At 60.1% G+C, this 15,305-nt stretch carries 11 protein-coding genes; 8 read left to right on the top strand and 3 right to left on the bottom strand.

Annotated features, from left to right (window positions below):
* Nucleotides 1–14 precede the first annotated feature (14 nt).
* The gene (locus D8U18_RS02560) at nucleotides 15–965 is read right to left on the bottom strand and encodes a DUF1853 family protein (RefSeq protein WP_130905674.1); all 951 of its coding nucleotides are present in this window, start codon (nucleotides 963–965) and stop codon (nucleotides 15–17) included.
* Nucleotides 966–1,083: 118 nt separating this feature from the next.
* On the opposite strand from D8U18_RS02560, the gene D8U18_RS02555 reads away from it, so the two are divergent.
* The 8 genes from D8U18_RS02555 (at nucleotide 1,084) to D8U18_RS02515 (ending at nucleotide 12,453) form a co-directional block, all read left to right on the top strand.
* Nucleotides 1,084–1,974 carry an NAD(+) kinase gene (locus D8U18_RS02555; protein WP_056855546.1) on the top strand — a complete coding sequence of 297 codons (891 nt, stop codon included), beginning with the start codon at nucleotides 1,084–1,086 and terminating at the stop codon, nucleotides 1,972–1,974.
* Nucleotides 1,974–2,945 (top strand): metallophosphoesterase, encoded by a 972-nt coding sequence (locus D8U18_RS02550; protein WP_056855545.1) that lies wholly within the window; start codon nucleotides 1,974–1,976, stop codon nucleotides 2,943–2,945. The genes D8U18_RS02555 and D8U18_RS02550 overlap by 1 nt, the downstream gene beginning before the upstream one ends.
* Nucleotides 2,942–3,811 (top strand): rhomboid family intramembrane serine protease, encoded by an 870-nt coding sequence (locus D8U18_RS02545; RefSeq protein ID WP_130905673.1) that lies wholly within the window; start codon nucleotides 2,942–2,944, stop codon nucleotides 3,809–3,811. The genes D8U18_RS02550 and D8U18_RS02545 overlap by 4 nt, the downstream gene beginning before the upstream one ends.
* A gap of 31 nt (nucleotides 3,812–3,842) precedes the next feature.
* On the top strand, nucleotides 3,843–4,103 hold the full coding sequence (locus D8U18_RS02540) for a DUF1315 family protein (RefSeq protein ID WP_056855543.1): 261 nt from the start codon (nucleotides 3,843–3,845) through the stop codon (nucleotides 4,101–4,103).
* Complete coding sequence (locus tag D8U18_RS02535) at nucleotides 4,100–4,930, top strand: DUF2797 domain-containing protein (protein WP_130905672.1); 831 nt, start codon at nucleotides 4,100–4,102, stop codon at nucleotides 4,928–4,930. Before D8U18_RS02540 ends, D8U18_RS02535 begins: the two co-directional genes overlap by 4 nt.
* A gap of 10 nt (nucleotides 4,931–4,940) precedes the next feature.
* Nucleotides 4,941–7,598: an aminopeptidase N gene (gene pepN / locus D8U18_RS02530; protein ID WP_131106940.1), complete on the top strand. Its 2,658-nt coding sequence runs from the start codon at nucleotides 4,941–4,943 to the stop codon at nucleotides 7,596–7,598.
* Between the two features lie 1,389 nt (nucleotides 7,599–8,987).
* A complete protein-coding gene (locus tag D8U18_RS02520; protein WP_130930895.1) occupies nucleotides 8,988–10,040 on the top strand; it encodes a YCF48-related protein in 1,053 nt (350 codons plus the stop codon).
* A 28-nt stretch (nucleotides 10,041–10,068) separates the two neighbouring features.
* Complete coding sequence (locus D8U18_RS02515; RefSeq protein WP_056855539.1) at nucleotides 10,069–12,453, top strand: RND family transporter; 2,385 nt, start codon at nucleotides 10,069–10,071, stop codon at nucleotides 12,451–12,453.
* Nucleotides 12,454–12,624: 171 nt separating this feature from the next.
* Here D8U18_RS02515 and D8U18_RS02505 read toward each other — a convergent pair whose 3' ends face one another.
* The gene (locus D8U18_RS02505) at nucleotides 12,625–13,344 is read right to left on the bottom strand and encodes a FadR/GntR family transcriptional regulator (RefSeq protein WP_056855538.1); all 720 of its coding nucleotides are present in this window, start codon (nucleotides 13,342–13,344) and stop codon (nucleotides 12,625–12,627) included.
* 142 nt (nucleotides 13,345–13,486) lie between these two features.
* Nucleotides 13,487–15,223, bottom strand: coding sequence for an IlvD/Edd family dehydratase (locus D8U18_RS02500; RefSeq protein WP_075945160.1), 1,737 nt, complete (start codon nucleotides 15,221–15,223; stop codon nucleotides 13,487–13,489).
* Nucleotides 15,224–15,305 lie beyond the last annotated feature (82 nt).

Below are 15,305 nucleotides of genomic sequence, written 5' to 3'. Positions count from 1 at the left end.
GCACAAGATTCGGATCAGCCTTGGCCGGGCACATTCGGCCAAAGGTCCGACACCAGGAACAATCGCTCGGCTTCTTCCCAGTCGCCATGGGCATTTTCGGTCAATCGCACCAGCAATTGTGCCGGCGCCAGCGGGTCGAGGTCGCACAGCCAGGCGTTCAATTGCTCGACGTTCCAGGTGTGTTCCGCCGAGTAGTGCGCCGGCGCCAGCCAAGCGTGGCGGGGCAGGGGTTGCCAGCGCCCCGGCGGACTTTGCTCGACAAAATCCTGCCAATCCTTTTGATGCAACCAACGACCGCGCAAATGTTGTGGATGTGCACCGCTCGGTGCTGCCGCGTGCCCCGGCCATGGATAGAGCAAATAGCCGCCCAGCCACAAATGCGCGGTGAACTGGCGGATATCCAGCGCTGCCAGCACTTCGCGGCTCTCTGGGCGAGCGGATATCGGCAGTTGATGCTGGCTCAGGTGCGCCAGCTTGCGGTCCAGTCGATCGTGACAACCGGGGCCAAGCCATTGCGCGGTGTCGCATCCATCACCTGATTGAGGGCCCAGATACAGCTTGATCGCCAGTTCCAGGTGATGCACACCGTCGCGGTCACGCAGCAGCATGTCCAGCTCGCCGAGCGTATGGCCTTCGCGACGGATCGGCATGTTGGCGGCGATCAGTTCGATGCCGGGCGCATGCTCCACGGCAAATTGCCAGAGACGCTCGTAGTACAAGCCCAGACGCCGGGTGCGGGCCTGGGCCAGCCAGTGCAGCAGTCCATAGCTGTCCTGGTCCAGCTGACGCAGCCAGTGTTCCAGGCGCTCAGGTGCCTGCACCCAGTCGCTGCCGGCCAGCGGGTGGCGTTGCGGCCACGGTGTGTCGGCGAGCATCGGCGGCGCGAGGATGACCCATGCCAGGTCGCGCACTTCGGGGTGGCGCAACTGGTGGGGCAGCTGGAGCAAATCTGGAAATAGGATCATCTTGCGAGCATAGCCCGAAACCCGAGCACACCCTTGAGGCTGAAAGGATTTTGTCTATCAGCGGCTTTCGCCCATAATCGTGTTTTTCGTCGTCGCACAGATTCCCAGCAGGAGCCCCATGGAGCAATTTCGCAATATCGGCATCATCGGTCGCCTGGGCAGTTCCCAGGTGCTGGATACCGTCCGCCGACTGAAACGGTTTCTGCTCGATCGTCACCTGCACGTGATCCTCGAAGACACCATTGCCGAAGTCCTGCCGGGTCACGGCCTGCAAACCTCGTCGCGCAAGATGCTCGGTGAAGTCTGTGACATGGTGATTGTGGTGGGCGGTGACGGCAGCCTGCTCGGTGCCGCCCGGGCGTTGGCCAAGCACAATATTCCGGTACTGGGGATCAACCGGGGCAGTCTTGGTTTCCTGACCGATATCCGCCCTGACGAGCTGGAACTCAAGGTCGCCGAAGTGCTCGATGGCCACTATCTGGTGGAGAACCGCTTCCTGTTGCAGGCTGAAGTTCGCCGGCATGCCGAGGCTATCGGCCAGGGTGATGCGCTGAACGACGTGGTGCTGCACCCCGGCAAATCCACGCGGATGATCGAGTTCGAGCTGTACATCGACGGCCAGTTCGTCTGCAGCCAGAAGGCCGACGGCCTGATCGTCGCCACGCCGACCGGTTCCACCGCCTACGCGCTGTCTGCCGGCGGGCCGATCATGCATCCCAAGCTCGACGCCATTGTAATCGTGCCGATGTACCCCCATACCTTGTCGGGTCGGCCAATTGTGGTCGATGGCAACAGTGAGCTGAAAATCGTCGTGTCCAAGGATATGCAGATTTACCCGCAAGTCTCGTGTGACGGGCAGAACCACTTTACCTGTGCGCCCGGCGACACCATCACCGTCAGCAAGAAAGCCCAGAAGCTGCGGTTGATTCATCCGCTCGACCACAACTACTACGAAGTCTGCCGGACCAAGCTCGGCTGGGGCAGCAAGTTGGGTGGTGGAGGCGACTGATGCTCGATCCCGCGCGTAGCTACGACCTGATCGGTGACGTGCACGGTTGCGCAATGACCCTTGAGCACTTGCTCGACCGGCTCGGTTATCACAAGCACGGTGGCGTCTGGCGCCATGCGTCGCGCATGGCGGTGTTCGTCGGCGACATCATCGACCGTGGCCCGCGAATTCGCGAGGCGTTGCACATCGTCCACGACATGGTCGAGGCCGGGCAGGCGCTGTGCATCATGGGCAACCACGAGTTCAACGCGCTGGGCTGGGTCACGCCGGCACTGCCCGGCAGTGGCAAGCAGTTCGTGCGCGAGCACACGCCGCGCCATGCCCGGCTGCTTCAGGAAACCCTGACCCAGTTCGAACATCATCCCGGCGACTGGCATGACTTCCAGCAATGGTTCTATGAGCTGCCGCTGTTCGTCGATGCCGGGCGTTTCCGGGTGGTGCATGCCTGCTGGGATGCCGGGCTGATTGAACCTTTGCGCCAGTTGTTTCCCGATGGCTGTATCGACGAGCACTTCCTCCAGGCTTCGGCCCAGTCGGGCTCATTTGCCTGCACCGTTTTCGACCGCTTGCTGCGCGGCACCGACATGCGCCTGCCTGACGGCCTGACCATGACCAGCGGCGATGGCCTGGTGCGGTCGTTCTTCCGTACCAAGTTCTGGGAAGACGATCCGCAAACCTACGGCGACATCGTCTTCCAGCCTGACGCCTTACCGGACCCGGTGGCCCGCACACCGCTGTCTTCGACCGAGAAAAACATGCTGCTGCGTTACGGCATCGATGAACCGTTGCTGTTCGTCGGACATTATTGGCGCAGCGGTAAACCGGCACCGATCCGCCCGAACCTGGCGTGCCTGGATTACAGTGCCGTGCTCTACGGCAAACTGGTCGCCTATCGGCTGGATCAGGAAACGCGGCTCGATCCGCATAAATTCGTCTGGGTCGATGTCGAGCGGCCAGAGGTTCTGCGATGAGTGCAGTAGCGGTGTTGCGTCTGCCCCTGGCGGTAGACCTGAGCGGCTTCGTCAAATTGCTGGAACGCATGCAGGTGCCGCATCGGGTCAGCGAAGAGTCCGGTGAGCAGGTGTTGTGGGTGCCGCAGAACATCAGCGAAGACGTCCGTGCGCTCTACGAACGCTTCCCGGCGGGCGACCCCGATCAACAACTGGACATCCAGCCGGCGCAAACCCGAAAGCGTCCGGGGTTCGCCGAGCAGGTTCGCCACGCAAAAGCCACGGCGCTGGTGCTGATCCTGAGTCTGATCGTCGGTGCGATCACGTTGCTCGGCGACAATCTCGATACGCTGCGCTGGCTGACCTTCCTCGATTTCCGCGTCGTCGGCGAATACATCCATTTCGTGCCCCTGGCTGACAGCCTGGCGGCGGGGCAGTGGTGGCGACTGGTGACGCCGATGCTGATCCACTTCGGCATTTTGCACCTGGCCATGAACGGCATGTGGTACTGGGAGCTGGGACGACGCATCGAATCGCGCCAGGGCAGCATCAACCTGGTCGGGCTGACCCTGCTGTTCAGCCTCGTCTCCAACTACGTTCAGTTTGTTTTCAGCGGCCCGACCCTGTTCGGCGGATTGTCCGGGGTGCTTTACGGTCTGCTGGGGCATTGCTGGATCTTCCAGTTGCTGTCGCCGAACGCCGCTTACCGCCTGCCCCGTGGCGTGCTGGCGATGATGCTGGTGTGGTTGCTGCTGTGCCTGTCCGGGCTGGTCTCGATGATCGGCTTCGGCGAAATCGCCAACGCGGCCCACGTCAGCGGGTTGCTCGTCGGATGCTTGACCGGTTTGTTGGGTGGTTTGTACAACCGCCGTAAACTGACCGTCTGAAACCGTTGTGTATAGAGAACGCGGAGACCCAATGTCCTCTTTTAACGAAATGATCAAGAACATCACCCCGGACATCTACCAGAGCCTGAAGCTGGCGGTGGAAATCGGTAAATGGTCCGACGGTGGCAAGCTCACCGCCGAGCAACGCGAACTGTCGCTGCAAGCGATGATCGCCTGGGAAATCCAGAACCTGCCCGAGGAAGAGCGTACTGGCTACATGGGTCCGCAAGAATGCAGCTCCAAGTCGATTCAAGTGCCCAACATCCTGTTCAAGTCGGATGCCATCCATTGATCGAGATTGGCCGCGGTGCAATCAGCAAAATGTCGGCGCGCCTGGACGGGCCGAACGTGCAATACGCATTTCGTCTGGGCGACGCAGAGGTTCCGGTCAACCCTTTGATCGGCACCACGGTGCGCCTGGAATATCTGGGAGCGATCCACTGCACCCATTGCGGACGCAAGACCAAAACCAGTTTCAGCCAGGGGTACTGTTACCCGTGCATGACCAAACTGGCCCAGTGTGACGTGTGCATCATGAGCCCCGAGCGCTGTCATTTCGACGCCGGCACCTGCCGGGAGCCGGAGTGGGGCGAGAAGTTCTGCATGACCGATCACATCGTCTACCTGTCGAATTCATCCGGGGTAAAGGTCGGCATCACCCGCGCTACCCAGTTGCCGACCCGCTGGATCGATCAGGGTGCCAGCCAGGCGTTGCCGATCATGCGGGTTTCCACCCGCCAGCAATCGGGCTTTGTCGAAGACCTGTTCCGCAGCCAGGTAGCGGACAAGACCAACTGGCGTGCCTTGCTCAAGGGCGATGCAATATCGGTGGACCTGCCACAGATCCGTGACCAGTTGTTCGATCGCTGCGCCGAGGGCCTGCAAGGATTGCAGGAACGATTCGGCCTACAGGCGATCCAGACGATTGCCGACGTCGAACCGCTCGAAATCCGCTTTCCGGTCGAGCAGTATCCGGCGAAAATCGTCAGCTTCAACCTGGACAAGAATCCGATTGCCGAAGGCACGCTGATGGGGATCAAAGGCCAATACCTGATCTTCGACACCGGCGTGATCAATATTCGTAAGTACACGGCCTATCAGCTCGCCGTGCATAGTTAAGGACTCCAGCATGCGCACCGAACAACCGAAGATGATCTACCTCAAGGACTATCAGGCCCCTGAGTACCTGATTGATGAAACACACCTGACCTTCGAGTTGTTCGAAGACCACAGCCTGGTCCACGCGCAACTGGTGATGCGCCGCAACCCCGAACGCGGTCCGGGCCTGCCGCCGCTGGTGCTGGATGGCCAGCAACTGGAACTGCTATCGGTCACGCTGGCCGATCAGGAGCTTACAGCGGCGCAATATCAACTGACCGACAATCACCTGACCCTGCACCCGACCAGCGCTACCTTCACGGTCGATACCAGCGTCAAGATCCATCCCGAAACCAATACCGCGCTGGAAGGCCTGTACAAGTCCGGCACGATGTTCTGCACCCAGTGCGAAGCCGAAGGCTTTCGCAAGATCACCTATTACCTCGACCGCCCGGACGTGATGAGCAAGTTCACCACCACCGTGGTGGCCGAGCAGCACAGCTATCCGGTGCTGCTGTCCAACGGCAATCCGATTGCCAGCGGCCCCGGCGAAGATGGCCGGCACTGGGCGACCTGGGAAGACCCGTTCATGAAACCGGCGTACCTGTTCGCGTTGGTGGCCGGTGATTTGTGGTGCGTCGAAGACACCTTCACCACCATGACCGAGCGCACCGTGGCGCTGCGCATTTATGTCGAGCCGGAAAACATCGACAAATGCCAGCACGCCATGAACAGCCTGAAGAAGTCCATGCGCTGGGACGAAGAGGTCTACGGTCGCGAGTACGACCTGGACATCTTCATGATCGTCGCTGTGAACGACTTCAACATGGGCGCCATGGAGAACAAAGGTCTCAACATCTTCAACTCCAGCGCCGTGCTGGCCCGCGCCGAAACCGCCACCGACGCCGCGCATCAGCGGGTCGAAGCGATCGTCGCCCACGAATATTTCCACAACTGGTCGGGCAACCGCGTGACCTGCCGCGACTGGTTCCAGTTGTCGCTCAAGGAAGGCTTTACCGTATTCCGCGATTCGCATTTCTCCGCCGACATGAACTCGGCGACGGTCAAGCGCATCCAGGACGTGGCCTACCTGCGTACCCACCAGTTCGCCGAAGACGCCGGCCCCATGGCTCACGCCGTGCGCCCGGACAGCTTCATCGAGATTTCCAACTTCTATACCCTGACCGTGTACGAAAAGGGTTCGGAAGTGGTCGGCATGATCCATACCTTGCTCGGCGCCGAAGGCTTCCGCAAAGGCAGCGATCTGTACTTTGAGCGCCACGACGGCCAGGCCGTGACCTGCGACGACTTCATCAAGGCCATGGAAGACGCCAACGGCGTGGACCTGACCCAGTTCAAGCGCTGGTACAGCCAGGCGGGCACGCCACGACTGGCAGTGAGCGAGTCCTACGACGCTGCAGCAAAAACCTACAGCCTGACCTTCCGCCAGAGCTGCCCGCAGACTCCGGACAAGGTCGAAAAACTGCCGTTCGTGATCCCGGTGGAGCTCGGTCTGCTGGACAGCAAGGGTGCTGAAATAGCCCTGCGTCTGGCTGGTGAAGCGTCGGCGCAAGGCACCTCGCGGGTGATCTCGGTGACCGAAGCCGAGCAGACATTCACCTTCGTCGACATCGCCGAACAGCCGCTGCCATCGCTGCTACGCGGCTTTTCGGCCCCGGTGAAACTGAGCTTCCCGTACAGCCGCGATCAGCTGATGTTCCTCATGCAGCACGACAGCGACGGTTTCAACCGCTGGGATGCCGGCCAGCAATTGTCGGTGCAGGTGTTGCAGGAATTGATCGCCCAGCAACAGAAGGGCGAAGCGCTGGTGCTGGATCAGCGTCTGGTATCCGCTTTGCGTACCGTGCTGTCCGATGAGTCGCTGGATCAGGCGATGGTCGCCGAAATGCTTTCGCTGCCAAGCGAAGCTTATTTGGCCGAAATCATTGAAGTGGCCGATGTAGACGCCATCCACACCGCCCGCGAGTTTGCCCGCAAGCAGTTGGCGGATGCGCTGTTCGAGGCCTTGTGGCTGCGTTATCAGGCCAACCGCGACTTGTCCAAGCAAACCCCGTATGTGGCCGAAGCCGAACATTTCGCCCGCCGTGCCTTGCAGAACATCGCGCTGTCGTACCTGATGCTCAGCGGCAAGCCAGAAGTATTGGCCGCGACACTGGAGCAGTTCGCCGCGTGCGACAACATGACCGAACGCCTGACCGCCCTCGCGGTGTTGGTCAACTCGCCCTTCGAAGAGCAAAAAGCCAAGGCACTGGCGAGCTTCGCCGAGCACTTCAAGGACAATCCGTTGGTCATGGATCAGTGGTTCAGTGTCCAGGCCGGCAGTACGTTGCCGGGCGGGCTGGAGCGGGTCAAGGCATTGATGCAGCACCCGGCGTTCAACATCAAGAACCCGAACAAGGTGCGGGCGTTGATCGGTGCGTTTGCCGGGCAGAACCTGATCAATTTCCATGCGGCGGATGGTTCCGGGTATCGCTTCCTGGCGGATCTGGTGATCGAGTTGAACGGCTTCAATCCGCAGATTGCTTCTCGCCAGTTGGCGCCTTTGACTCGCTGGCGCAAGTATGACAATGCGCGTCAGGCGTTGATGAAGGGCGAGCTGGAGCGGATTTTGAATTCGGGGCAGTTGTCCAGTGATGTGTTTGAGGTGGTGAGCAAGAGTTTGGCTTGATGTTGGATCTTGACCTTGGCGGCCTTTGGGTCGACCAGGTTCTGGGTTGTTTTTTGTGTATATCCGTTGCTTCGGTAACGGCCACTTATGGTTTCGCCCTTACGGCGACTCACTTTTTTACAAGCGCCTAAAAAAGTAAGCAAAAAACGCTCGCCCCTGACGTACGGCCCCTCGCTGGGGCTCGGGGTACCTTCGCTCCGGCATTCATCCGGGGGCATCGCCTCCGGTCTGCTTCGCGACGACCTCCTCTCGATGTGTGCGGCTTCGCCGCACGGCGCTGCGCGCCCACCCCCGGATGAACGCCTCCACTCAGCCTGCCGATGGGGCGGGTGAATCAAGATCAAAAGCTGCAGGCGAGCTAACGCTCGGCCTGTTGAGTGGTTAGAAGCAACGGCGGTTGTATGGCGTTCTGCCCTTACTCTTGCTCTTGCTTTTGCTCTTCTGTGGGAGCCGGCTTGCCAGCGATGACCGCCTGCCAGCCGACCAATCTCTACCAGATGCCCCCAACCCCATTGTAGGAGCCAGCCTGCTGGCGATGACGGTCTCACAGCCAACCAATTCCTGCCAGATGTACTCCTCCCCTGTGGGAGCTGGCTTGCCAGCGATGACGACCTGCCAGCCAACAAACCTCCACCATATGCCATCAATCCCATTGCAGGAGCTAGCCTGCTCGCGAAAAACGCCCAGACACCCTGATCATCCAGACAGGGCACGTCATCGTTAACGACCATCGCCAGCAGGGCTGGCTCCTACAGGGGAGAATCAATGCCCAACCCAACCTATCAGGCCGGCCGGTAGGCCGCCTCGCTTCGGCTCTTGATCTTTTGCCCCTTCGGCAGGCCGAGCGTAGGTGTTCATCTGGGGGGGGGGCGCGTAGCGCCGTGCGGCGAAGCCGCACACATCGAGAGGAGGTCGTCGCGAAGCAGACCGTAGGCGATGCCCCCGGATGGACACCGTAGCGAGGGAACACCGAGCCCCAGCGAGGTGCCGTACGCCGGGGCAAAGCCTTTTGGTTCCTTTTTGGCGTTTGAAAAAGGGACTCGCTGTAAGAGCGAAACCATAAGTCGCCGTTACCGCAGCAACGGATATGTACACAACCAAACATAAGCCGCCGTTACCGCAGCAACGGATATGTACTCCGACCAAAAACACCCAATCACCCCACCTGATACCCCACCATTCAGAAAAAACAACCACCCCTGCGGTTAACAAAACATAACGTGCCGTCGATTGTCAGCCCTTCGAAAACACCGATAGGATAAGCCAGCTTCCGAAGGGGCTCTGGATTGCGGGTTTCAGGTCTATGCTCTGAAACAGGTAATCCCGGTCAGCACCCTTGCGGCGCCCAGAAAGGTTGAATGACCTAACAATAATAATGGGGGAAGGTCTATGAGTGAGCCTGTCATGGGTGTGGGTATCTGCCGCCCGCTGGCATTACGCAAATTCGCGTTGCTGGCTACAGCGCTCTCGCTGTTGGGCTCTGCCATGCTGTCAGCACCTGTGCTGGCCGCGGCTGCGCCGGCATCCGACGTTGTTTATTCCATTGAATCGGCCAAGGCCAGCAAAAGCCTGATGCTCGATGTCGTCCACGCTGGCAAGCGCCTGGTGGCAGTCGGGGATCGTGGGCATATTCTGTATTCTGATGACCAGGGTGCTACCTGGATGCAAGCCAAGGTCCCGACCCGGGCATTGCTGACCTCGGTGTTTTTCGTCGATGACCAGCACGGCTGGGCGGTCGGCCATGATGCACAGATCCTCGCCAGCGAGGACGGCGGTGTCACCTGGACCAAGCAATTCGAAGACCTCAAGCGTGAGTCGCCATTGCTCGACGTCTGGTTTCAGGACGTCAACAAAGGTTTTGCCGTAGGCGCTTACGGCGCATTGCTGGAAACCAGCGATGGCGGCAAGCACTGGGAAGACGTCAGTGATCGCCTGGACAACGAAGACCAGTTCCACCTCAACGCCATCGCCGCCGTCAAGGATTCCGGTCTGTTCATCGTCGGTGAGCAGGGCAGCATGTTCCGCTCCGCCGACTGGGGCCAGACCTGGGAAAAACTTGAAGGCCCTTACGAAGGCTCGCTGTTTGGTGTGATCGGCACCGCGCAACCTTCTACCCTCTTGGCGTATGGCCTGCGTGGCAATCTGTATCGCTCGACCGATTTCGGTAGCAACTGGGAACAGATCGAGTTGAAGGCTGAGCGCGGCGATCTGGAGTTCGGTCTGTCCGGCGGCACGCTGCTCGAAGACGGCTCCATCGTGATTGTCGGTAACGGCGGTTCGGTGATTCGCAGCAGCGACGATGGTGAAACCTTCAAAGTGGTCAACCGCGCGGATCGTATTTCCGTCTCGGCGGTCACGGCGGCAGGCAATGGCAATCTGGTTCTGGCAGGACAGGGTGGCGTTCGCGTCACCTCGCCGAACGGCACCGAGTCGGGCAAATGAGCCAGGTTAATAATAAGAAGGCGCAGCTATGACTTCCTTGAGTACTCATCACCAGGAAAAGGCGACACTCCTTGAGCGCCTGATCTTCAACAACCGCCCGGCAGTGATCTTCATCTGCCTGTTGGTCAGTATTTTCCTGTTCTGGCAGGCGACGCTGATTCGTCCGTCCACCAGCTTCGAAAAAATGATCCCGCTCGAGCACCCCTTCATCCAGAAGATGATGGAGCATCGCAACGATCTGGCGAACCTGGGCAACACCGTGCGGATCTCGGTGGAAGCCACCGATGGCGACATCTTCTCCAAGGAATACATGGAGACCCTGCGCCAGATCAACGACGAAGTGTTCTACATTTCCGGCGTTGACCGTTCCGGCCTCAAGTCGCTGTGGAGTCCGAGCGTACGCTGGACCGAAGTGACTGAGGAGGGCTTTGCCGGGGGTGAAGTGATCCCGCAGAGCTATAACGGCTCCCAGGCCAGCCTCGACATGCTGCGCAACAACGTCCTCAAGTCCGGGCAGGTCGGTCGCCTGGTGGCCAACGACTTCAAGTCGAGCATCGTCGACATCCCGTTGCTGGAGGCCTATCCGGACCCGCAGGACCAGGGCAAGTTGCTGGCCCTGGACTATCGCAAGTTCTCCCATGAGCTTGAAGACAAGATCCGCAACAAGTTCGAAGCGCAGAACCCCAACATCAAGATCCACATCGTCGGTTTCGCCAAGAAGGTCGGTGACCTGATCGATGGCCTGGTGATGGTGGTGATGTTCTTCGGGGTCGCGTTTGTCATTACCCTGATCCTGCTCTACTGGTTCACCAACTGCATGCGCAGTACCGTGGCGGTGTTGAGTACGACGCTGGTGGCGGTGGTCTGGCAATTGGGCCTGATGCACTTCTTCGGTTTCGGTCTTGATCCTTATTCGATGCTGGTGCCGTTCCTGATCTTCGCCATCGGTATTTCCCACGGCGTGCAGAAAATCAACGGCATCGCCCTGCAATCCAGTGAGGCGGACAACGCCCTGACCGCAGCGCGCCGGACCTTCCGCCAGCTGTTCCTGCCCGGGATGATCGCGATCCTCGCCGATGCCGTGGGCTTCATCACGCTGCTGATCATTGATATCGGCGTGATTCGCGAGCTGGCCATCGGTGCTTCCATCGGTGTGGCGGTGATCGTGTTCACCAACCTGATCCTGTTGCCGGTAGCGATTTCCTATGTCGGCATCAGCAAGCGCGCAGTTGCGCGCAGCAAGAAAGATGCGACTCGCGAACATCCGTTCTGGCGCTTGCTGTCGAACTTCGCCAGCCCGAAAGTCGCGCCAGTATCCATCGCGCTGGCACTGATCGCGTTCGGCGGCGGCCTCTGGTACAGCCAGAACCTGAAAATCGGTGACCTCGACCAGGGTGCGCCGGAGCTGCGTCCGGACTCGCGCTACAACAAGGACAACAACTTCATCATCAACAACTATTCCACCAGCTCTGACGTGTTGGTGGTGATGGTCAAGACCAAGTCCGAAGGCTGCTCACGCTACGAAGCCATGGCGCCGATCGACGAGCTGATGTGGAAGATGCAGAACACCGAGGGCGTGCAGTCGGCGATTTCCCTGGTGACCGTGTCCAAGCAAATGATCAAGGGCATGAACGAAGGCAACCTGAAGTGGGAAACCCTGTCGCGCAACCCGGACGTGCTGAACAACTCGATTGCCCGGGCCGATGGCCTGTACAACAACAGTTGCTCGCTGGCACCGGTGCTGGTGTTCCTCAACGATCACAAGGCTGAAACCCTGGATCGCGCGGTCCACGCCGTGCAGGACTTCGCCAAGGAACACAACACCGAGAACCTGGAGTTCATCCTGGCTGCCGGTAACGCCGGGATCGAGGCTGCCACCAACGAAGTGATCAAGAAGTCCGAGTTGACCATCCTGATCCTGGTGTACATCTGCGTAGCGGTCATGTGCATGATCACCTTCCGTTCCTGGGCGGCGACCTTGTGCATCGTGCTGCCGCTGGTGCTGACCTCGGTGCTCGGCAACGCCCTGATGGCATTCATGGGCATCGGCGTGAAAGTGGCGACCCTGCCAGTGGTGGCGCTCGGGGTGGGGATTGGTGTGGACTACGGCATCTACATCTACAGCCGTCTGGAAAGTTTCCTGCGTGCCGGTCTGCCGTTGCAGGAAGCCTATTACCAGACTCTGAAATCCACCGGTAAAGCCGTATTGTTCACCGGCCTGTGCCTGGCCATCGGCGTGTGCACCTGGATCTTCTCGGCCATCAAGTTCCAGGCCGACATGGGTCTGATGCTGACCTTCATGTTGCTGTGGAACATGTTCGGTGCGCTGTGGCTGTTGCCGGCACTGGCGCGATTCCTGATCAAACCGGAGAAACTGGCAGGGCAGAAGGGCAATTCGTTGTTCGCTCACTGATTCACGCTGCAATGAAAAAGCCGCAACCCTGGTTGCGGCTTTTTTGCATCTGAAGATCGACACACTTCCTGTGGGAGCTGGCTTGCCAGCGATTGCGGTTTAACATTGAACGATGATGTAACTGATAAGCCGCCATCGCTGGCAAGCCAGCTCCCACAGGGATAGTGGTGGTCAGGTGGGATCGCTACCCAGCACGACATTCAACGCACTGCGCGCATCATCCAGCTGCACCAGCGTCGCATGCCGCGCACCCAGGGCGTCGCGGTTTTCGATGGCGGTGAGAATCGCCTTGTGCCGTGGCAACGCCAGTTCATGCAGGTTCGGGCGTTGGTTGGAATGCTTCAAGGCCTCGGCGATGGCCACCGACAGCATGTTGCACAGGTTGGCCAGCAAGTCGTTGTGGGTAGCGTCGGCAATGCGGCTGTGGAAATCCAGGTCCGGTTGCAGCAAGGCTTCAGGCGTCGGCGCGGTTTCCATGCGTTGGTAGGCTTCGCCGATCGCGGCGATGTCGTCGTCGGTGGCGAACTGCGCGGCGAGGGCGGCGGCCGCCGGTTCGATGATGCTGCGTACACTGGTCAACAGATTGAAGAATTCATTTTGCGGGCTGCTTTGCATCAGCCAATGCAACACGTCCGGGTCGAGCATGTGCCATTCCCGACGTGGTTTGACCACGGTGCCCACTCGCGGGCGGGAGTACACCAGACCCTTGGCAACCAGCACCCGTGTGGCTTCACGCAGGACTGGCCGACTGACCGCATATTCTTCACACAGCAACGCCTCGGCGGGCAGTTTGTCGTCTGGCAGGAAGCGTCCGGAGACGATCTGCATGCCCAATTCCTGGACGATACGCGAGTGCATGCTTTTGCGGTCGGAGGGTTTGCGGTAATCCATGGGGAGTGGCGCGGTCCTGTGCGTGGAGGTGCTGCGCATGATAGCAGGCACGACACAATCTTGAGGCGGATTGATCGTTCCCACGCGGAGCGTCCGTTGAGTCATTCCCACGCGGAGCGTGGGAACGATCGGTGGAGAGGGGTCAGTGAGAATGACGCGGCACTTCGGCTCCGCGGCAGCCGACCAGGAAGTCGAAGTCGCAGCCTTGATCAGCCTGCAACACATGGTCGATGTACAGCTGACGGTAACCGCCTACCAGCAATTGCTGCGGTGGTTGCAGGTCGGCCATGCGTGCGGCCAGTTCCGCATCCGGGATGTCCAGGTGCAGCCGGCCGCTGGCGCAGTCGAGCTCGATCCAGTCGCCTTCTTTTACCGTCGCCAACGGACCGCCCGCAGCGGCTTCAGGGGCAACGTGAAGGACCACGGTGCCATACGCGGTGCCACTCATGCGCGCATCGGAAATGCGCACCATGTCGGTCACGCCCTGAGCCAGCAACTTGGCCGGCAAGCCCATGTTGCCGACTTCAGCCATGCCCGGATAACCCTTCGGCCCGCAGTTCTTCATGACCAGAATCGAGTTGGCATCCACGTCCAGCTCCGGGTCGTTGATCCGCGCCTTGTACATGTCGAAATTCTCGAACACCACGGCGCGTCCACGATGCTGCATCAATTCAGGCGTCGCGGCGGACGGCTTGAGTACCGCGCCCAGTGGCGCCAGGTTGCCGCGCAGCACGCAGATACCGCCGTCGGCGCGGATCGGGTTGTCGAGGGTGCGAATCACTTCGTCTTCGCCATAGATCGGCGCATCCTTGGTGTTCTCGCCAATGGACTTGCCGTTCACGGTCAAAGCATTCGGGTTGGGGATCAGGTTGGCCTCGCCGAGGCGACGCAGTACCGCAGGCAGACCGCCGGCGTAGTAGAACTCTTCCATCAGGAAGCGCCCGGACGGTTGCAGGTCGACGATGGTCGGCATGCCGCGACCGATGCGGGTCCAGTCGTCCAGATCCAGTTCCACGCCGATGCGCCCGGCGATGGCTTTCAAATGGATCACCGCGTTGGTCGAGCCACCAATGGCCGCGTTCACACGAATAGCGTTTTCGAAGGCTTCCTTGGTCAGGATCTTCGACAGTTTCAGGTCTTCGCGGACCATCTCCACCGCGCGCATGCCGGACATGTGCGCCAGCACATAACGGCGTGCATCCACGGCCGGAATCGCGGCGTTGTGGGGCAGGGAAGTACCGAGGGCTTCCGCCATGCAGGCCATGGTCGAAGCGGTGCCCATGGTGTTGCAGGTGCCGGCCGAGCGGGACATGCCGCCCTCGGCTGCAAGGAAGTCATCGATGGTGATGGTGCCAGCCTTGACCTGTTCGCTGAGCTGCCAGACCACGGTGCCCGAACCGATGTCCTTGCCCTTGTGTTTGCCGTTGAGCATCGGCCCGCCGGTGACGACGATGGCCGGCACGTCACAACTGGCGGCGCCCATCAGTAATGCAGGGGTAGTCTTGTCGCAACCGGTCAACAGCACCACACCGTCAATCGGGTTGCCGCGAATCGCTTCTTCAACGTCCATGCTCGCCAGGTTGCGGGTGAGCATGGCGGTCGGGCGCAGGTTGGATTCGCCGTTGGAGAACACCGGGAATTCCACCGGGAAGCCCCCGGCCTCGATCACCCCGCGTTTGACGTGTTCCGCGATCTGGCGGAAATGCGCGTTGCATGGGGTCAGTTCCGACCAGGTATTGCAGATGCCGATGATCGGCTTGCCGTGGAACTGGTGGTCGGCGATGCCCTGATTCTTCATCCAGCTGCGGTACATGAAGCCGTTCTTGTCGGCGGTGCCAAACCATTGGGCGGAGCGCAGGGTGGGTTTCTTATCAGACATGATCGATTCTCTTATTGTATGACTATATTGTTCGAGCTGAGGCGTAACATAAGCTCAAATTCGCCGCTTTGGAAGTGTTGTT

It is taken from the genome of Pseudomonas sp. Sample_10, from assembly GCF_004321495.1.
Lineage (GTDB): Bacteria > Pseudomonadota > Gammaproteobacteria > Pseudomonadales > Pseudomonadaceae > Aquipseudomonas.
Note: the sequence above shows the minus strand (reverse complement) of the source record. Positions and strands in the feature narration are given on the sequence as shown.

Excerpts from the sequence above, each read along its gene's own strand:
- D8U18_RS02560 (WP_130905674.1), bottom strand. The coding sequence starts at position 965 with ATGATCCTATTTCCAGATTTGCTCCAGCTGCCCCACCAGTTGCGCCAC.
- D8U18_RS02555 (WP_056855546.1), top strand. The coding sequence starts at position 1,084 with ATGGAGCAATTTCGCAATATCGGCATCATCGGTCGCCTGGGCAGTTCC.
- D8U18_RS02550 (WP_056855545.1), top strand. The coding sequence starts at position 1,974 with ATGCTCGATCCCGCGCGTAGCTACGACCTGATCGGTGACGTGCACGGT.
- D8U18_RS02545 (WP_130905673.1), top strand. The coding sequence starts at position 2,942 with ATGAGTGCAGTAGCGGTGTTGCGTCTGCCCCTGGCGGTAGACCTGAGC.
- D8U18_RS02540 (WP_056855543.1), top strand. The coding sequence starts at position 3,843 with ATGTCCTCTTTTAACGAAATGATCAAGAACATCACCCCGGACATCTAC.
- pepN (WP_131106940.1), top strand. The coding sequence starts at position 4,941 with ATGCGCACCGAACAACCGAAGATGATCTACCTCAAGGACTATCAGGCC.
- D8U18_RS02520 (WP_130930895.1), top strand. The coding sequence starts at position 8,988 with ATGAGTGAGCCTGTCATGGGTGTGGGTATCTGCCGCCCGCTGGCATTA.
- D8U18_RS02515 (WP_056855539.1), top strand. The coding sequence starts at position 10,069 with ATGACTTCCTTGAGTACTCATCACCAGGAAAAGGCGACACTCCTTGAG.
- D8U18_RS02505 (WP_056855538.1), bottom strand. The coding sequence starts at position 13,344 with ATGGATTACCGCAAACCCTCCGACCGCAAAAGCATGCACTCGCGTATC.
- D8U18_RS02500 (WP_075945160.1), bottom strand. The coding sequence starts at position 15,223 with ATGTCTGATAAGAAACCCACCCTGCGCTCCGCCCAATGGTTTGGCACC.